Here is an 18,675-nt window from a genome sequence, read left to right on the forward strand (position 1 = left end):
AGCCTGCCGACCCGCGTGAACAGGGGGTGCCCAACCGACGTGGGAAACTGGCAACCGTGTTCCTCACCGGATTCCCAGCCGGGATGCTGGCGTGCAACTGCTACGTCGTGGCGGACCGGCCCGGCGCCGATGCGATCGTCGTTGATCCAGGTCAGCGGGCGATGGGGCCGCTGCGTCGCATTCTCGACGAAAACCGGCTCACCCCGGCGGCGGTCCTGCTCACCCACGGCCACATCGACCACATCTGGTCGGCGCAGAAGGTGGCCGACACGTATGCCTGCCCGGCCTATATCCACCCCGAGGACCGGTTCATGCTCACCGATCCGATCAGGGGATTCGGGCCGCGCCTGGCCCAGCTGGCGTTCGGGACGCTGTTCTCCGAACCCCGTCAGCTCGTCGAGCTGGACCACGATGGCGACAAAGTGGAGCTGGGCGGCATCACCGTGGCCGTCGACCACACGCCCGGGCACACCCGAGGCTCGGTGGTCTTCCGGCTGACCAATGGCCTGACGGACGTCGTCTTCACGGGCGATACGCTGTTTCGGTCTTCGGTCGGGCGCACCGACCTGCCCGGCGGCAGCGGTCGGGACCTGCTCGGTTCGATCGTGACAAAACTGTTGGTGCTCGACGACGACGCCGTGGTACTACCGGGACACGGTCCGCGCTCGACGATCGGGCACGAACGCCGCACCAATCCATTTCTCGAAGGTTTGACTCTGTGACATCTGCATTCCAGGCGCCCAAGGGCATCCCCGACTACCTGCCGCCGGAGTCGGCCCAGTTCGTCGCCGTCCGCGACGGCCTGTTGACCGCGGCCCGCCGTGCCGGCTACGGCGATATCGAGCTGCCGATCTTTGAGGACACCGCGTTGTTCGCCCGCGGCGTGGGGGAGTCCACCGATGTGGTCTCCAAGGAGATGTACACCTTTGCCGACCGCGGCGAGCGTTCGGTGACCTTGCGTCCCGAGGGCACCGCCGGGGTGATCCGTGCGGTCATCCAGCATCGGCTGGACCGCGGGGCACTGCCGGTCAAGCTGTGCTACTCGGGGCCGTTTTTCCGGTACGAGCGACCGCAGGCAGGACGCTATCGCCAGCTGCAGCAGGTGGGTATCGAGGCCATCGGCGTCGACGATCCGGCACTCGACGCCGAAGTGATCGCGATCGCCGACTTCGGTTTCCGCTCGCTGGGGCTCGACGGCTTCCGGCTCGAGCTCACATCGTTGGGCGATGACACCTGCCGCCCGGCCTACCGCGAACTCCTGCAGGCATTCCTGTTCAAGCTCGATCTCGACGAGGAGACCCGGCGGCGCGCGGAGATCAATCCGCTGCGCGTGCTCGACGACAAGCGACCCGAGGTGCGGGCGATGACCGCCGATGCGCCCTTGATGCTCGACCACTTGTCCGATACCGCCAAACAGCACTTCGAAACCGTGCAGGCACACCTGGACGCGCTCGGGATTCCTTACGTGATCAACCCGCGCATGGTGCGTGGCCTGGACTACTACACCAAGACGACGTTCGAGTTCGTCCACGATGGGCTGGGTGCGCAGTCGGGCATCGGCGGCGGTGGGCGCTACGACGGACTGATGCGCCGCCTCGGCGGTCAGGACATGTCCGGCATCGGATTCGGCCTCGGGGTCGACCGCACGCTGCTGGCGTTGCAGGCCGAGGGGAAGACGGCGGCCGGTGCCAACAGCGGGGTGCAGGTGTTCGCGGTGCCGGTGGGCGAGGCCGCCAAGCTCGAGCTCGTCAAGCTGGCTGCGCGGTTACGGGCCGACGGTGTGCGGGTCGACCTGGCCTACGGCGACCGCGGACTCAAGGGTGCGATGAAGGCAGCGGACCGCTCTGGCGCCAAATACGCACTGGTGGCCGGGGATCGCGACCTCGACGCCGGAACCGTCGGATTGAAAGACCTCTCCACCGGTGAGCAGGTCGACGTCGCCGCCGATGCCGTCGTCGCAGAACTGCTTTCCCGACTCACGCCCTGACCCCGACGTTCTGGTTCGGGATCAGCGTCTCGTCTCGTGGCTTTGCACTGATGCTCTCTTTCAAGGCTGTCACATCTGTAACAACCCGGTAGCGTGCCTCGATATGAGGAACATGCGAAACGTGACGAGCAGGGTCGGTGCCGCGTTGGCGGTAGCGGCTGCATCTATTGCGGTGGGGCAGGCTGTCGGTACTTCGGTGGCGAATGCCGATCCGGCCGCTGAACACGAGGTCCGTTACACGCTGACATCTGGTGCTCCCTACGATTTCGACCTCTACTACCTGGCGACTCAGCCGCCGAGCAAAGACGCCTACAACGCCGATCCGTACAAGTATCTGCAGAAGGCCCAGGTGAATGTGGGCCCGGACAACCCCTGGGTGTTCGATACCACGCTGGCAGACCCGCAGTGGGCGATCTTCACGGTCAGCAGCACCACGCACGGTGGGCGTGGGGCACCCAACGCGCACTGCGAGATCTCCGTCGACGGTCAGCTGGCCAACCAGAACGACCATCCCTACAGCCCGCGGTGCCAGCTCGGCCAGTGGTGAACTGGACGGGGTAAGTCGTTTTCCGGCGAGATGGTCGCCGAATAGCGCATAGACCGCCGAACCACCGTCGCTTGTCGATTCATCTCGCGGGGTGGGACACCGCTAACTGCGAGTTCTTGACATTCAACTCGAACAATTGTTCGATGTAAGTATGCGCTGGGATGGGCAAGGGTTGCGGGTCGACGATGGCGCATTGCCCGGCCTGCAGCGTCTCGGGTTCGTCCGCAGTGTGCGGACTCCGCAGTTCGACGGCATCACCTTCCACGAAGTCGTGTGCAAGTCGGCGCTGAACAAGATTCCCGCGTCGTCGGTATTGCCGTTCCGCTATACCGTCAATGGCTACCGGGGTTGTTCGCACGCCTGCCGGTATTGCTTCGCCCGCCCGACGCATGAGTACCTGGAGTTCGACTGCGGCGTGGATTTCGACACCCAGGTTGTCGTCAAGACCAACGTCGCCGAGGTGCTGCGACGCGAACTGCAACGCAGGTCCTGGACCAGGGAAACCGTCGCCCTCGGCACCAACACCGACCCGTATCAGCGGGCCGAGGGCCGATACGTGTTGATGCCGGGAATCCTTCGCGCACTGTCTGATTCAGGAACGCCCTTCTCGATCTTGACGAAGGGAACGCTTTTGCGCCGCGACCTGCCGCTCGTCGCTGACGCCGCGCACAACGGGCCCGGGGCGAGCGTAGCCATCTCGCTGGCGGTGGGTGATCCGGATCTGCATCGTGATGTCGAACCTGGTACACCGTCGCCGCAGGCGCGGCTGGCGCTGATCTCGGCGGTGCGCGAGGCGGGGTTGGACTGCCACGTCATGGTCGCGCCGGTGCTGCCGTACCTGACCGACTCGGTCGAACATCTCGACTCGCTGCTCGGCCAGATCGCGGCGGCGGGCGCGACGGGCGCCACGGTGTTCGGACTGCATCTGCGGGGATCGACACGCGGCTGGTTCCTTCAGTGGCTGCAACGCTCGCATCCCGAACTCGTCGGCGAATACCAGCGGTTGTACCGACGCGGGGCCTACCTGCCGCAGGACTACCGCAACGCACTTCGTACCCGGGTGGCGCCGCTGCTCACCCGGTACGGGCTGGCTGGGCGACCGCCCACGGCGAGCGCCGGTGTCGTACCCGAAACCACGGCACCGGCGCATCCCACCCTGTTTTAGTCTGCGCAGGTCTTAGCCTTGTCGCGCGGCGTGACAGCCTTGGTGAGGCCCTCGGCAGGATCTGGTCGAGGTCGGTGGTGATGATGCCGTCCCAGCCGTCGCTCACCGGTTGGGTGATCGTGACCCGAACTCACCCCGGTGGTCGCCCGTGTTTTCCGGATGACGTTTCTTAGCCCATGTGATGGCCGTGCCCGGACATGGACATGTCAGAGTCGGACATGTCGCACGTAGGTAGGTCGCTGTCGGGCAGCGTCGGAGCGACGATCCGGATCCGCCGCATCATTTCGTTGTCCTCGTGATCGAGCATGTGGCAGTGCCATACGTAACCTTGCAGCGGAGTTCCATCGGGGGCCTCGAACGGAGCGTCCGGATCGAAGCCGAGCTCGTCGGCGGTCGGCCAGCGAATGAGAACCCGCGTGATCTGACCACGGGGGCATCGCACGGTGTCCTTCCAGCCCCGCTCATACGGGGCGGGATCTTCCATAGGACCGCGCACGTAGTCCTCGGCTGACGGCGCCCATCGGCCATCGCCGATGTGTCCCGGGCTGTCCAGGTCGTGGGCGAATTGGCGACGATCGAAATTCTGCCGTCCGATGACCCGGAACTGCGCGAGGTGAACGTGGATCGCGTGAGTTTGCAGCGTGACATCGGCGTTCACCAAGTTCCACTGCTCCACGCCGCCTTCGCGGGCAATGTCCACGCAGCTGCTGTCGAATGCCAGGTTGTCGATGTTCATGTTTACCCTGGCGAGCCACTGACCCTCGCGATTGAGGTTGACGTTCAACGTGTGGGTGACAGGAGGCTCGGTTGCAGTCGCCAAGGCCGGCAGCCGCTTCGGCTGCCGGCGGCCACCACGCAGATCCCTCGGGATCTCTGTGTACTTTCCGACCTTCTCGGTGGCACTGAACCTCATGATGTTTCGCACCTGCGCACTACCGCCGAGTTGGCCGATCCATGCGATCTGCGCGATGTTGATCATTTCGACGGCGTCACCGGGTTCGAAGCCGCTGAAGTCGACCAGCAGGTCGTAGCGTTCGGCCGAGACGACATCGAGCGCGAGGACTTCGACGGGCTGGTCGAGCAACCCGCCGTCACTGCCGATGACCCAGAACGGCATGTTGTTCGAGAACGCGATCCGGTAGTCGCTCACCGACGAAGCCGATGTGAGCCGGATCCGGTAAACCCCCCGGTCCACATTCAGATTCGGCCACGCCTTGCCGTTGACGACCATCACGTCACCGGCAAGACCTCCGCCCCAATGGTTTTGTAAAAGCTGGGTGCGGATGCTGTCGTAGCGCAGTCGTCCGTCGCGGGTAAAAACCTTGTCGGAGACGATCAGGGGCAACTCGTAGTCACCTGCCGGCAGGCCCAGCGGATTGTCCTCCTTGCCGGTGTCGAATTCATCGCGCACCCAGTACGGTGCCGCCAGGCCGGCATAGACGTTCAGCCGGGTGATCCCCATGGCGTGGTCGTGATACCACAGCGTGGCGGATTCCAGTTGGTTGCTGAACTGGTAGTCGATGCTTTCGCCCGGGCGGATCACGGCGGTCGGAAAGCCATCATTGACGGGTGAGTTCGGTGCACCGTGCAGGTGCACGACCATCGGCGGGCGAGTCGCGTCATCGGAGCTGACTCCGTGTAGCGAGGGGTCGATGTAGTCGGCGAGGATGTGAGGGCCGAGATTGTTGACGAAGGTGGTCTTGGCGACTTCGCCACGTTGCACCTCGATGATCGGGCCGAGGTGGCTCACGCCGTCGTATCCCCAACTCGGGGCCGGCGGCATATCGCTGTGAAATTCGTGCAGGGCCTCCGCGACGACGATCTGACCGCCGAGCTGTCGCCGCGGCAGGATCGGCAGCTCGTCGACAAAGGGACGGATGTTCCGCGGCGAGTGGAAGCCCTGGAATCTCAAGTTGGGCAGATTCGGCTGATCGAGTGCGGTCGACGGGAAGTAGGGGGGTTCGTCGGCGCCCGCCGGCCGCGATGCCAGCGAACTTGTCAGGCCCAGGACACCGGCAGCGCCTCCGAGTAGTACCGCCCGCCTGCTGAACTGGCGTCCTCGTCGCGAAACCACCCGACCAGTGAAACACACGAGGTTGGTTTTCAGTAGCCGGAGTTGCCTCCCCGGGGAGCCTGCAGAGGTTCCCCAGGTACATTGCAGGTGGCTAGGGTAGGTGAACGCGTGGGATGCATCGCTGGTCATCCTGTTTGCGGGTGGAATCGCATCCTGCGAGCCGCGAACCTGTGTCCGGGCTCTCGACATCAGCTCTGCTCGCCTGATCGAGAAGTCTCGGTGACCGCCTCACTGAGAGGTAAGGACGCGATCCAGCACATATTCGCGGCGCGGGCGGCTGGTTACCTGGCCTCAGCCTCGGCGCCGAGTTGAGGGCCCTCGACGGACTCCAAACCGTCATCGCGATGCCTGCGCCCCGGCCTTCGCCGTCCCTACCGTGGAAGCAAAAACCGCTATCGACAGCGCCACACCGATGCCCTGATAACCGGTTCCGGCTTGTGGGGTACGGTCAGCGGTCCGCGTCGTACGCGTCGGCCCACCACGCCTGCCGAGTCGGGCTCGATACGGATGGGTCATGTCGTCGACAACGCCGATCGCAGCACCTCGAGCGGCAGACCACCGAGATCCAGCGCGCGGCTGTGAAACTGTTTCAACGACGCCCCGGCCCGTAGCGCATCGTCGCGCAACTGCTGCCAGATCCGTTGACCGATGGCGTACGACGGGGCCTGCCCCGGCCAGCCCAGGTACCGATCCAGCTCGAACTGCAGATTCTCCGGGGCCATGGACGAGTGTGAGGTGAGGAAGTTCCACGCCCGCTCAGCATCCCAGACTGCTCCGTCGGGTGCTTTCATGCCGCAGTGCACTCCGATGTCGATCACTACCCGGGCGGCCCGAAACCGTTGCGCGTCAAGCATGCCCATGCGGTTGCCGGCGTCGCCCAGCCAGCCCAGCTCGGCCATCAACCGTTCGGCGTACAGGGCCCAGCCCTCACCGTGGCCCGACACCCAGCACCCCAGCCGGCGCCACCGGTTGAGCTGGTCGGCCAGCACCACCGCCCGGCCGATCTGCAGATGGTGCCCAGGAACACCTTCGTGGAAGACGGTGGTGGTCTCTTGCCAGGTGTGAAACTGCTCGACACCGGGTGGTACCGACCACCACATCCGGCCCGGCCTGCTGAAATCCTCCGACGGGCCGGTGTAGTAGATACCGCCGGTCTGGGTCGGCGCGATCCGGCACTCCAGCCTGCGCAGCGGCTCGGCGATGTCGAAGTGCGTGCCGGCCAACGATTCCACCGCGCGATCAGACAGATCCTGCATCCAGGCCTGCAGCGCATCGGTGCCGGTGAGCACATAGCGCGGCTCGTCGTCGAGGCGGTGTAGGGTCTCGGCCACGGTGGCGCCGGGGTAGAGCTGCTGTGCGATCGACACCTGTTCGGCCACAATCGCTTCCAGAAGCTCGATGCCCCACGCGTAGGTTTCGTCGAGGTCGACTTCGGCGCCGAGGAAAGAGCGGGAGAGCAGCCGGTAGGCATCGCGGCCGCAGGCGTCCTGCCGGCGGGCATGCGGGGCGACATCGTCTCGCAGTGTGGTCGCCAGCCGTCGGTACGCCGCGGCGGCTGCCTCGGCCCGGGCGTGTAACTCGCGGTGCAGCACCGGGTTTCCCGGGGCGGCCCGGGAAACCATGTCGATGAACAACTGGCCGATCCGCGTGGCCTGATCGATACCGCGGCTGACTTGGCGGGTGGCCGGGGCATGTCCGTTACTTGCCGCGGTCCGCAGGGCGAGGGCGTAACCGTCGGCGCGATCCGGAACCTGGGCCAGGCGCCGCGATATCAGCGACCAGTCGTCCACGGTGTCGACGGCCATCAGATCGAACACGTCGCGCATGGCCTGCAACGGCGAGGCGATCACGTTCAGCTCACCCAGATCCAGCCCGGCGTCGTGCAGTTCGATGATCACGCCGAGTCGTTCGGTCAAGGCCGCGACGGTCACCACGTCGACATCGTCGATCGGGGTGGCCCCGGCGAGTTCCCGCAGCGCGGACCGGGCCGCCTCGGCGCGTGCGGCCACGCCGTCGGGGGAGTAGTCGGTGATCTCGGCGTCGTGGCCTTTGACGCCCAATTCGGTTGCCGCGCAGGGGTCGAGTTGTGCGTATCTCTCGAGGTAGCGCTCCGCGACGGTGTCTACCTCGGTCTGTGCCCTAACCAAGGTTGGCCGCGGCGAACGTATCGCACTTCTTGGGGTCGCCGGTCTGATAACCCACGGTGAACCACTTTTGCCGCTCCGCCGAGGAGCCATGAGTCCATGTCTCCGGGTTGACCCGGCCGGTCGCCGCCTTCTGGATCCGGTCGTCACCGACCGACTGGGCGGCCGACAGCGCGTCGGCGATGTCCTTGTCGCTCAACGGTTCCAGGTACGGCACCCCGGTGCTCTCCTGTTTGGTGATCGACGCGTAGTGCGCCCATACGCCGGCGTAGCAGTCGGCCTGCAATTCCGTGCGCACGCCTGCACCGGTCGCGCCTTGCGGGTCCTGCTGGGCCCGGCCCAATACACCCAGCAGATTCTGCACGTGGTGCCCGTACTCGTGGGCCACCACGTATTCCTGCGCCAATGGCCCGCCGCTGGAACCGAATTGGTCGACGAGCACCTGGAAGAACCCGGTGTCGAAGTAGGCAGTCTGGTCCACGGGGCAGTAGAACGGGCCGACCGCTGTGGTGGCCGGGCCGCACCCGGTGTTCACCTGGTCCTTGAACAGCTTCATGTGTGGCCGGGTGTAGCCCTTGAGCAGTTGCGACCAGACCCCGTCCACCGAGTTACCGGTGGCCACCACACGGCACTCCACGTACTTGTTGGCGTCGGCGCCGGTCTTGCAGTGGCTCAGATCGATACCTTGAGCCTGGGCGCCCCCGGCGTCGATTTGCTGTTGCTGCGGCATGATCGTGCCGGGATCGATGCCGAGGAACAGCGCGACGACGACCACCAGCAGGCCGCCGAGGCCACCGCCGATGGCCAGTCCGCGACCGGGACCACGGCCTCCGCCGCCGGTCGACGTGGTGCTCGTGTCGATCTGCATACCCTCGTTGAAGGTCATCGCGTCGCTCCATCGCCATTCGCCGGTAGGTCACACTCGACAGCGTGTCCAGCTTGCCACACTAGGATTCAGACGTGTCCGTCGCCGCGGAACATTCGACCATCGCCCATACTTCGCTGGGGCGGCTCCGTGGCACCGTCGAGGACGGTGTCGGGGTGTGGCGGGGTGTCGCCTATGCCCGGCAACCCGTCGGTGCGCGACGGTTTCTGGCGCCGCAGCCATTGTCGCCGTGGACCGGTGTGCACGACGCCGTCGACCACGGGCCGTTGCCACCGCAAGGCCGTTCATTCGTCGGAGGCGGTCGTGACGACCCCAAGATCCGCGATGAAGCGTGTCTGACCGTCACCGTGTGGTCCCCGGATACGACGGGTTCGCTGCCGGTCATGGTGTGGATTCCCGGCGGCGCGTTCGTATATGGCGCGGGTCAATTGCAGCTCTACAACGGGTCGCGGCTGGCTGCCAACGGCAATGTGGTGGTGGTCAATGTCACCTACCGGCTGGGGGTGTTCGGCGGTTTCGAGCTCAGCGACCTCGGTCCTGGTTTCGACGACAACCTGTGCGTGCGGGATCAGCTCGCCGCACTGGCCTGGGTGCGGGACAACATCGCCGCGTTCGGTGGTGACCCCGGGCAGGTGACGGTGTTCGGCGAATCTGCCGGTGCCACGTCGGTACTGGCATTGTTGGCCAGCCCGGCCGCTACGGGATTGTTCGCCCGCGCGATAGCCCAGAGCCCGGCGCTGCCACTGATCGCCGATCGTGAGACCCGAGCCCGGCAGGCACGCCGGTTTCTGGCCGCCCTCGGTGTCGGCGCCGAAGTGGTCAAGACCTTGCCGCAACGGCAGTTGCGCCGCGCCGCCGGGCAGCTGCAGCTGGAAAGTGCGCAACACACACCGACATTGGCCTATGGATTGACCTACGGTGTCGACCTGCTGCCGCAGCACCCGATCGAGGCGGCCCGCGCCGGGGCCGTCGGCCGCGTGCCGTTGATCATCGGCACCAACAGCCACGAGGCCTCGATGTTCGCGTGGGGCAAGCCGCCGATGCTGCCCACCACCGAAGCGGCCATCCACGCTTTCTTCGCGCGCACTGATCCGTCCGCCGAACCCGGCGTGCTCGCGGCCTACCCGGATTTCCCGCGCCGCAACGCATTGATCGCGATCGGCTCCGATGTCATGTTCGGTGCCCCGACGTGGGCTTTCGCCGACGCCTACAGTGCGCATGCGCCGACGCACGCCTACCGGTTCGACCACACCACCTGGACGCTCAAGGTACTGGGGCTCGGCGCGACCCACGGCAGCGAGATCGTCCACATCCAACACAGCTACGGCTCGTATCTGGGCCGCAAACTGCACCCGCTCGGGCGCCGCATCCAGCCCTCGGTGGGTCGGCGCATGCAACGCACCTGGTTGGATTTCGCAACCGGGGGGCACCCCGCACGTGAGGAGGACCGGATATTTCCCGCACGTGAGGAGGACCGGATATTTCCCGCACGTGAGGAGGACCGGATATTTCCCGCACGTGAGGAGGACCGGATATTTCCCGCACGTGAGATATTTCAGGACTGGCCGCAATACGACACCGTGCGTCGACTGACACGGGTGATCCGGTCGACACGCGATGAGACGGTCGCTGATCCCGACGCGGTCCGGCGCGCGTCCTGGGCGGGCCTGTACTAGGTCAGCCAGGCCCGTCGCTGGCCGCCGCGAATAGTGGCACCAACAAGTTGCTGATCGGCGTGGCCAGGCCATGGGTGGCGGCCTTACGGCGGATCACACCATTACGGATGTCCCACTCCAGCGGTCGGTCCGCCTGCCGATCGGTCAACATCGAAGTGGTGATGTCCGGCGGGGATTGGACGAGCATGTCGACCACCTCATCGATCACTGCGTCGGACAGGGTCGCGCCCTCGGCCCGGGCCACTGCGAGACCTTCCGCGAGGTAGCCGCGGGCCAGCGCGGCGATGTCGTCGCGGCGGAACATCCCGGTTCGTCTGCCTGTCAGCACCATCAGCCCCACCACGGCGTTCACCAGCAGTTTGTGCCACGTCGCGTTGACGAATTCGGGGTCTAATTCGACGGTTCCGTCCGGGAACAGGGCGGCGACGGTGGCTGCGGCGGGATTGTCGGGCAAGACCAAGCGGAGCGAATTGCGCAACCACACCCAGCCTTGCGGCGTCGTCTCCGCGGAGACCCAGATCGCCGCGGGCACCACGGTGCCGGCAGGACAGTACCGGCCCACGCGCTCGACCTGCTCCACACCGTTCTGCAACGCACACACGACGGTGTTCGCATCGCACAGCCGGGCCAGCCACTTGGCGGCCTCGGCGTTCTGGGTGTCCTTGACCGCCAGGAACACCACATCTACCGGCCCTGATACCGCGTCGGGATCGGTACGCACCGGGCCGGGCACGATGACGGGCGCCGAGCCGTCGGGTCTGACCTCGATCGAGTCGCGGGGCGTGCGTCCGTAGACCGCGATCTGGTGCCCGGCGGTGTGCAGATGGGCCGCGATGGCCGAGCCGATGGCGCCGGGACCGATGACTGCGACAGACACGTTCATGATCGCCAACTTAGTGGCTATGCGGACCCCTCTACACTTGTCACTCGTTCCACACCTCTTCCCCTCGACCCATAGGGAGTCTTTCGTGCTGCGCACTCATGCCGCCGGTTCGTTGCGGCCCGCCGATGCCGGTCAGACGGTGACGTTGGCGGGTTGGGTCGCGCGTCGCCGCGACCACGGCGGCGTGATCTTCATCGACCTGCGGGACGCGTCAGGCGCGTCGCAAGTGGTGTTCCGCGAAGGTGACGTGCTCGCCGCCGCGCACCGGCTGCGCGCCGAGTTCTGTATCGCCGTCACCGGCGTCGTCGAGGTCCGGCCGGAGGGCAACGAGAACGCCGAGATCCCGACTGGTCAGATCGAGGTCAACGCCACCTCGTTGACCGTGCTGGGGGAGAGCGCGCCGCTACCGTTCCAGCTCGACGAGACCGCGGGCGAGGAAGCCCGGCTGCGCTACCGCTACCTGGATCTGCGTCGTGAGGGCCCGGGCCACGCAATTCGATTGCGCTCGAAGGTGAATGCGGCTGCCCGCGGTGTGCTGGCCGAGCATGACTTCGTGGAGATCGAGACCCCGACGCTGACGCGCTCGACGCCGGAGGGGGCCCGTGACTTCCTGGTGCCCGCGCGGCTGCAGCCCGGCTCGTTCTACGCGCTGCCGCAGAGCCCGCAGCTGTTCAAGCAGTTGCTCATGGTCGCAGGGATGGAGCGGTACTACCAGATCGCCCGGTGCTACCGCGACGAGGACTTCCGCGCGGACCGTCAACCAGAGTTCACCCAACTCGACATGGAGATGAGCTTCGTCGAGGCCGACGACGTCATCGCCATCGCCGAAGAGGTCCTGCGCGCGGTGTGGTCCACGATCGGCTACGACCTGCCCCTGCCGCTACCACGGATCAGCCACGCCGAGGCCATGCGCCGGTTCGGCTCGGACAAGCCCGACCTGCGGTTCGGCGTGGAACTTGTCGAGTGCACCGAGTACTTCAAGGACACCACGTTCCGGGTGTTCCAGGCGCCGTACGTGGGCGCTGTGGTCATGCCCGGCGGTGCCTCGCAGCCTCGGCGCACACTGGACGGCTGGCAGGAATTCGCCAAGCAACGCGGTCACAAGGGGCTGGCTTACGTGCTGGTGGCTGAAGGAGACGGCACCTTGAGCGGGCCGGTCGCCAAGAATCTCACCGACGCCGAGCGGGACGGGCTGACCGCGCACGTCGGCGCCAAGCCCGGCGACTGCATCTTCTTTGCCGCGGGTCCGGTAAAGGGAGCCCGGGCACTGCTCGGCGCCACCCGGGGCGAGATCGCCAAGCGGCTCGACCTCATCGACCCGACCGCCTGGGCGTTCACCTGGGTGGTGGACTTTCCGATGTTCGAGACCGCCGACGAGGCGACGGCCTCGGGCGACGTCGCGGTCGGTTCGGGCGCCTGGACGGCGGTGCACCATGCCTTCACCGCTCCGAAGCCCGAATCGGAGGGCACGTTCGACACCGATCCCGGCAACGCGTTGTCCGATGCCTACGACATCGTCTGCAACGGCAACGAGATCGGCGGCGGCTCGATCCGTATCCACCGCCGCGACCTGCAAGAGCGGGTGTTCGCGATGATGGGCATCAGCCATGATGAAGCGCAGGACAAATTCGGATTCCTGTTGGACGCCTTCACCTTCGGTGCGCCGCCCCACGGCGGCATCGCATTCGGCTGGGACCGCATCACCGCGCTGCTCGCCGGAGTCGACTCGATCCGCGAGGTCATCGCGTTTCCCAAGTCGGGCGGCGGCGTGGACCCGCTGACCGACGCGCCGGCACCGATCACCGCGCAGCAGCGTAAGGAATCCGGAATAGACGCCAAACCGGAGAAGGAGAAGAAGTCGGAAAAGGCAGCGGCCGGGGAATAGACCCCGCATTCCTGTGGCTGTGTCCAGGCATGACCGAGATCGACAGAGAGAAGCTATACGCCGACACTGCAGCGGTCGACGAGTTCAACCGCAAGGTGGTGGAGGAATTCCGCGCCAATGGCGGCAAGGTCGGCGGGCCGTTCAAGGGTGGCAACTTGTTGATACTGCATACGACCGGCGCGAAGTCCGGCAAGGCTCGGCTTTCGCCGCTGGCCTACCTGAACGTCGACGGCAAGATGCTCATCGTGGGTTCGTTTGCGGGTGCCCCGAAACACCCGGCCTGGGTGCACAATCTGCGGGCTAATCCGAAGGTGCGCATCGAGGTCGGCACCGACTCCTACGACGTGACGGCTCGCGAGCTGCCCGACGACGAACGCGACGACGCCTACTCGAAGGTGACCGCGTTGGCGCCGGTCTTCGCCGAGTACCAGGCCAACACCACACGGGCGATTCCGCTGTTCGAGCTCGTCCGAGCCTAAGCGCGCCGGAACGAAGTCAGCGCTGATCAGGCCGCGGCCTGGGCGGCATTCAACCGTGATGCGGCCGGCACCGGCGACATCGGCATTTGGCACGAGACCTACCGCATTCCCGCCGATCACATCGAAACCCGCTACGGCAACCTGGCACCATTCGGCCTGGGTAAGGCACTTGGGGTGCGCGGGCGCTTCGGATCGCCACGCAACAGCACACATCAGAAGATGAACGAGACCGACTCGGACTACGCCGACATCTGACCTAGCTCCGGGTCGTTCTCGTCAACCGTTGACAAGGGCTGTTGCTCGATCGGCATGCCGGAACAAGGATTTCGAACTACCCCGGCCCGTCCGCCAGAAACTTTTTTGCCAGAGTCTTGGGTGCCTGTGTCAGCCATGACTCGGTGATCAGCTCGGTCAGCTCAGGCATGTCAATTACGGCCAGCCGCACCAGGATCGCAGGATATCCGTCGAAATGTGGCGTGGTGAAGTAGACCGCCGGATTGTCGGTGATCAACGCCCGCTTCACGCCCTCGTCGGGAACTCGTGCGCCGAGAATCTCGCCGTCGGGAGCGTCGTCGCCCATTGCCTCGAGATCCGCCTTGCGCAGCGGCCGCTCCCAGACCACGAGCTTCTTGCGTACCCGCCAGGTCCGCGGTGAGGTCTCGGTCGTCTCGGGCAGCCCGGCGGCCACCCTGGCCACGTCTTCCCAGTCCGCCATGTGCCCGAACGCTACTCTCGGACCGAACTTTTGCAGCTGGATCCCGGCGTCAGCGCGTGATCACAGGTGGCTGATTCCCAACCCGACGAAGAACACCCCGACCGCACTGGCGATGACCGTCACCACCAGGCGGTGGTGAATCTTCATCCAGGCATACAAGCGCTCGACCGCCGAGCGAGTGGCGTCGGGCGCGATCCAGAAGCTCAGAATCGGGATCAGCGCACCGGCGAACGCCACCAGGTTGAAGATCACCAACGCGCTCAGCTGTTGACCGACCTCCGCACCCGAGGTGAGCACCGCCGCTATGGCACCCACGTAGTACGGCGAGGGGATGCCGTTGCTCAGGCCGAGCAGGCCGGCAGCCCAGGCCGCCTCGCCGCGCAGGGCAGCCTTGATGCTCTCGGGCAGCTTCGAGACCACTGGCAGGGAGTCCAGCGTCGGCGGCTCCACGGGTTCGGAGTGTGGTTGGCCTGTTGCGGGATCTGCGTGGTTACCGACGGCGGCCGTCACCGCCACCCGCTTGCTGCGTACGCGGTGGAACAACCGCTCCAGCAGACCGGTCGCCGACAAGACGGCGATGAGCCCCGCCACCACGCCGATTGTGATTTCGATACCCGGGTGAACCGATCTGTCGCCGAGCGCGCTCTCCCTGAACACGAACACCACGGCCACCGCCACGGCCACATTGGTGGCGAAACCGCCTGCGAAGAACGGCAGCAACAACCGGACGGGCCGTGCCCGGGACACCATGTAGGCGATCACCCCGATGCGCAGCGGGTCGGTTGCGGCCACGAGGGCCATCACCAGCACCGTGCTCCACATGCGGGGCGGCCCCATCCTTTCGTCGGCTGTCTCCTGCTGATTGAACCAGCGCAAGCTGAATCTGGCCCGTGCGGCACCGCCGCGAGCAGACGCGCAAGTCCGCGACACGCCGAGTTTTCGGTACCTTGCTGTCTGCTCGCGCAAGGGGGCTGGCACGTGCACGGTCTTAACAGCAAGGTCACGACGGTATGTCGCAACTCCATTAACCTCGGGGACGTTTCTAGTATCGCCGCGTGACTGATCGCTACGGTTCCGACGTCCTGTCCCGAAACCCGCACACCCCGAAGCGCATCCGGTCCACCGAACAGCCGGCCGAAAAAGGCCTGGTGGTCGAGGACGCCCAGAGCGGCTACGTGGGTGCCGTGGTGCGCATCGAGGGTGGTCGCGTCGAACTCGAGGACCGCAGGGGCAAGGTGCGCGCCTTTCCGATGGGCCCCGGGTTCCTGATCGATGGCAAACCCGTGATTCTGACCGTCCCGAAACGGACGGCGGCGCCGGCCCGCACGGCGTCGGGCTCGGTGGCCGTCGCGGGCGCCAAGGCCCGTGTGGCCCTGGCCAGCCGCATCTACGTCGAAGGACGCCACGACGCCGAACTCGTCGAGCAGGTATGGGGTGCCGACCTGCGCATCGAGGGCGTCGTGGTCGAGTATCTCGGCGGCGTCGACGATCTGGCCGGCATCGTCGAGGAATTCTCGCCCGGTCCCGGCCGGCGACTCGGGGTGCTGGTCGATCACCTGGTCACCGGTTCGAAGGAGGCGCGTATCGCCGAGGCGGTACGCCGAGGCCCCGGCGGTGAGCACACGCTGGTGGTCGGCCATCCGTTCATCGACATCTGGCAGGCCGTGAAACCTGCTCGGCTGGGCATGAGGGCCTGGCCCGAGATTCCCCGCGGCACGGACTGGAAGAAGGGCATCTGCCAGGCGCTGGGCTGGCCCTATGCGACCCAGGCCGACACCGCGCGGGCCTGGCAGCGGATCCGTGGCCAGGTGCGCGACTGGAATGACCTGGAGCCCGCGCTGATCGGCCGGGTGGAGGAGCTGATCGATTTCGTGACGGCGCCGCAGTAGCCGGTCGGTCCGGCGTGGTAAGCAGAACACGTGTCCGACAGTTTGTTCGATGTGCCCGGCGACCCGGGGTCCGGCGATCCGGGCTCCCTGGTCGCGCCCGACACGGGCCCGCTTGCGGTGCGGATGCGTCCGGCCAGCCTCGACGAGGTCGTCGGGCAGCAGCATCTGCTGCGGGCCGGTTCACCGCTGCGTCGCCTGGTGGAGGGCTCCGGTGCGGCGTCGGTGATCCTCTACGGGCCGCCCGGTACCGGTAAGACCACACTGGCGTCGCTCATCTCGCAGGCCACCGGCCGCCGCTTCGAGGCGCTCTCGGCGCTGTCGGCGGGGGTCAAAGAGGTGCGCGCGGTGATCGACACCGCTCGGCGCTCGGCCGTCCACGGCGGCCAGACCGTGCTGTTCATCGACGAGGTGCACCGCTTCTCCAAGACCCAGCAGGATGCGCTGCTGGCAGCCGTCGAGAACCGGGTGGTGCTGCTCGTGGCCGCCACGACCGAGAACCCGTCGTTCTCCGTGGTGGCCCCGCTGCTGTCGCGCTCGCTGATCCTGCAGCTGCAGCCGTTGACCGCGCAGGACGTCGAGGCCGTGCTGCGCCGCGCGATCACCGATCCGCGAGGCCTGGGCGGTGCGGTCGAGGTCACCGACGAGGCGGTCGACCTGCTGGTTCAACTCTCGGCCGGTGACGCTCGCCGTGCCTTGACGGCGTTGGAGGTGGCCTCGGAGACAGCCGGAGCACCTGGTGGCGTCGTTTCTTTTGAGGTCATCGAGCAGTCGCTGGACAAGGCCGCCGTGCGCTATGACCGCGACGGCGACCAGCACTATGACGTGGTCAGTGCCTTCATCAAGTCGATGCGTGGTTCCGATGTCGACGCGGCGCTGCACTACCTGGCGCGGATGCTCGTGGCGGGGGAGGACCCGCGGTTCATCGCCCGTCGGTTGATGATCCTGGCCAGCGAGGACATCGGGATGGCAGATCCCAGTGCCCTGCAGATCGCGGTGGCCGCTGCACAGACCGTGCAATTGATCGGCATGCCCGAGGCCCAGTTGACGCTCGCACACGCGACCGTCCATCTCGCGACCGCGCCCAAGTCCAACGCAGTGACGACAGCACTGGCGGCGGCGATGGGTGACATCCGCTCGGGTAAGGCCGGGCCGGTGCCACCACATCTGCGCGACGGCCACTACTCGGGCGCCGCCAAGCTCGGCCACGCCGTCGGCTACCGGTATCCCCATGACCATCCCGATGGCGTTGTGCCGCAACAGTATCCGCCCGACGATCTGGTCATAGTGGACTACTACCAGCCGACCGGTCGAGGTGTCGAACGCGAGATCGCCACTCGGCTCGACAAGCTGCGGGCCATCGTTCGGCGTAAGCGCTGATGAATCCTTGACGCCGTGGTGGTGAAGCCTCTACCGGGGTTATAGGCAAGCGGCGACGACGGTCACCGCAGCAGGCCTGAGTGCCGACCACCGAACAGGCCGCGCCTGCGCCCCATCAGCGAGGCCACCAGGGCGACGCCGAGGGCCGCGACGATGATTTGGACGAGCAGTTCGAGCCAGTCGACGCCGTTGGTCTCCGTCGGAATCCCGAGTGCTCGCGCAATGGCCGTGCCGATGAACGCCGAGACGACGCCAACCAGGATCGTCAGCAGGAACCCGATGGGTTGTCTGCCGGGAACCAGCAGGCGCCCGATGACGCCGACCACGATACCGATCAGGATCGCGCTGACGATGCCGGTGATGGTCATTTCTCCTCCAAGGCTTGTGGACTGGGAGGTGAGATACCCCGGGGTACCACCGTGCAAACGGCGACGTAGCTGGCAATGGGTGGCGGGGACTGCCCGTAGGCTGGGCGGATGGACAGCGATGTGATCGATGTCGACACCTCCCGCCGCCGCATCGTCGATCTGACGGACACCGTCCGGAGGTTCTGCGACGGCCACGGTGACGGGCTGTGCAACATCTTCGTCCCGCACGCCACAGCCGGGGTGGCGATCATCGAAACCGGGGCCGGCTCCGACGATGACCTGATCGACACGCTGGAGCGGCTGCTGCCCCGCGATGACCGCTATCGGCACGCGCACGGATCGTTCGGCCACGGCGCCGATCACGTTCTGCCTGCCCTGGTGTCGCCGTCGGTCACGGTGCCGGTGCAGGACGGACGCCCGTTGCTGGGCACCTGGCAGAGCGTCGTGCTGGTCGACCTCAACCGGGACAACCCGCAAAGGTCCGTGCGACTGAGTTTTTTGGCGGCCTGACCAACGCTGTTCAGGGCGACCGCGCTGACCGGTAATGTGAGGCGGTCGAATTATCGGCAGTGCACACCGAGCGGTACCCACCGCCACCAT

The 18,675-nt window shown here is 66.3% G+C and carries 17 protein-coding genes and 1 pseudogene; 11 read left to right on the top strand and 7 right to left on the bottom strand.

Annotated features, from left to right (window positions below):
- Positions 1-56 precede the first annotated feature (56 nt).
- The 4 genes from H276_RS0100895 (at position 57) to H276_RS22390 (ending at position 3,699) form a co-directional block, all read left to right on the top strand.
- A complete protein-coding gene (locus tag H276_RS0100895; RefSeq protein WP_019969421.1) occupies positions 57-722 on the top strand; it encodes an MBL fold metallo-hydrolase in 666 nt (221 codons plus the stop codon).
- A complete protein-coding gene (hisS, locus tag H276_RS0100900) occupies positions 719-1,987 on the top strand; it encodes a histidine--tRNA ligase (RefSeq protein WP_019969422.1) in 1,269 nt (422 codons plus the stop codon). The genes H276_RS0100895 and hisS overlap by 4 nt, the downstream gene beginning before the upstream one ends.
- Positions 1,988-2,099: 112 nt before the next feature.
- Positions 2,100-2,534 carry a hypothetical protein gene (locus H276_RS0100905; RefSeq protein WP_231376587.1) on the top strand — a complete coding sequence of 145 codons (435 nt, stop codon included), beginning with the start codon at positions 2,100-2,102 and terminating at the stop codon, positions 2,532-2,534.
- 151 nt (positions 2,535-2,685) lie between these two features.
- Positions 2,686-3,699 (top strand): Rv2578c family radical SAM protein, encoded by a 1,014-nt coding sequence (locus H276_RS22390; RefSeq protein WP_036460397.1) that lies wholly within the window; start codon positions 2,686-2,688, stop codon positions 3,697-3,699.
- A 169-nt stretch (positions 3,700-3,868) separates the two neighbouring features.
- Here H276_RS22390 and H276_RS0100915 read toward each other — a convergent pair whose 3' ends face one another.
- From H276_RS0100915 to H276_RS0100925, 3 genes are all read right to left on the bottom strand, one after another.
- Positions 3,869-5,773, bottom strand: coding sequence for a multicopper oxidase family protein (locus H276_RS0100915; protein ID WP_019969425.1), 1,905 nt, complete (start codon positions 5,771-5,773; stop codon positions 3,869-3,871).
- Between the two features lie 512 nt (positions 5,774-6,285).
- Entirely contained in the window at positions 6,286-7,920 is a 1,635-nt protein-coding gene (locus H276_RS0100920) for a DUF885 domain-containing protein (protein WP_026356436.1), read from the bottom strand.
- Complete coding sequence (locus tag H276_RS0100925; RefSeq protein ID WP_019969427.1) at positions 7,913-8,803, bottom strand: neutral zinc metallopeptidase; 891 nt, start codon at positions 8,801-8,803, stop codon at positions 7,913-7,915. Before H276_RS0100925 ends, H276_RS0100920 begins: the two co-directional genes overlap by 8 nt.
- 74 nt (positions 8,804-8,877) lie before the next feature.
- On the opposite strand from H276_RS0100925, the gene H276_RS0100930 reads away from it, so the two are divergent.
- Entirely contained in the window at positions 8,878-10,479 is a 1,602-nt protein-coding gene (locus H276_RS0100930; protein WP_019969428.1) for a carboxylesterase/lipase family protein, read from the top strand.
- A 1-nt stretch (position 10,480) separates the two neighbouring features.
- On the opposite strand, the gene H276_RS0100935 is transcribed toward H276_RS0100930, so the two are convergent.
- Positions 10,481-11,362 (bottom strand): oxidoreductase, encoded by an 882-nt coding sequence (locus tag H276_RS0100935; protein ID WP_019969429.1) that lies wholly within the window; start codon positions 11,360-11,362, stop codon positions 10,481-10,483.
- A gap of 19 nt (positions 11,363-11,381) precedes the next feature.
- On the opposite strand from H276_RS0100935, the gene aspS reads away from it, so the two are divergent.
- The 3 genes and pseudogenes from aspS to H276_RS23765 form a co-directional block, all read left to right on the top strand.
- Positions 11,382-13,247 carry an aspartate--tRNA ligase gene (gene aspS / locus H276_RS0100940; RefSeq protein ID WP_369758383.1) on the top strand — a complete coding sequence of 622 codons (1,866 nt, stop codon included), beginning with the start codon at positions 11,382-11,384 and terminating at the stop codon, positions 13,245-13,247.
- A 29-nt stretch (positions 13,248-13,276) separates the two neighbouring features.
- Positions 13,277-13,726 carry a nitroreductase family deazaflavin-dependent oxidoreductase gene (locus H276_RS0100945; protein ID WP_019969431.1) on the top strand — a complete coding sequence of 150 codons (450 nt, stop codon included), beginning with the start codon at positions 13,277-13,279 and terminating at the stop codon, positions 13,724-13,726.
- Positions 13,727-13,768: 42 nt separating this feature from the next.
- Positions 13,769-13,981 (top strand): annotated as a pseudogene (locus H276_RS23765) (monooxygenase family protein); the annotation flags it as partial.
- 76 nt (positions 13,982-14,057) lie between these two features.
- On the opposite strand, the gene H276_RS0100955 reads toward H276_RS23765, so the two are convergent.
- Together H276_RS0100955 and H276_RS0100960 are read right to left on the bottom strand one after the other, a co-directional pair.
- Positions 14,058-14,441, bottom strand: coding sequence for an MmcQ/YjbR family DNA-binding protein (locus H276_RS0100955; RefSeq protein ID WP_019969432.1), 384 nt, complete (start codon positions 14,439-14,441; stop codon positions 14,058-14,060).
- Between the two features lie 60 nt (positions 14,442-14,501).
- The gene (locus H276_RS0100960; protein ID WP_019969433.1) at positions 14,502-15,263 is read right to left on the bottom strand and encodes a GAP family protein; all 762 of its coding nucleotides are present in this window, start codon (positions 15,261-15,263) and stop codon (positions 14,502-14,504) included.
- A gap of 233 nt (positions 15,264-15,496) precedes the next feature.
- Between H276_RS0100960 and H276_RS0100965 the strand changes: the two genes are divergently transcribed.
- Complete coding sequence (locus tag H276_RS0100965; protein WP_019969434.1) at positions 15,497-16,330, top strand: DUF3097 domain-containing protein; 834 nt, start codon at positions 15,497-15,499, stop codon at positions 16,328-16,330.
- A gap of 30 nt (positions 16,331-16,360) precedes the next feature.
- Positions 16,361-17,707 (top strand): replication-associated recombination protein A, encoded by a 1,347-nt coding sequence (locus tag H276_RS0100970; RefSeq protein WP_019969435.1) that lies wholly within the window; start codon positions 16,361-16,363, stop codon positions 17,705-17,707.
- Positions 17,708-17,769: 62 nt separating this feature from the next.
- On the opposite strand, the gene H276_RS0100975 is transcribed toward H276_RS0100970, so the two are convergent.
- On the bottom strand, positions 17,770-18,075 hold the full coding sequence (locus tag H276_RS0100975; RefSeq protein ID WP_019969436.1) for a GlsB/YeaQ/YmgE family stress response membrane protein: 306 nt from the start codon (positions 18,073-18,075) through the stop codon (positions 17,770-17,772).
- A 120-nt stretch (positions 18,076-18,195) separates the two neighbouring features.
- Here H276_RS0100975 and H276_RS0100980 point away from each other — a divergent pair, with 120 nt between their 5' ends.
- Complete coding sequence (locus H276_RS0100980) at positions 18,196-18,585, top strand: secondary thiamine-phosphate synthase enzyme YjbQ (RefSeq protein WP_196807815.1); 390 nt, start codon at positions 18,196-18,198, stop codon at positions 18,583-18,585.
- Positions 18,586-18,675 lie beyond the last annotated feature (90 nt).

Origin of the sequence: Mycobacterium sp. 141, from assembly GCF_000382405.1 — a bacterium.
GTDB lineage: Bacteria > Actinomycetota > Actinomycetes > Mycobacteriales > Mycobacteriaceae > Mycobacterium.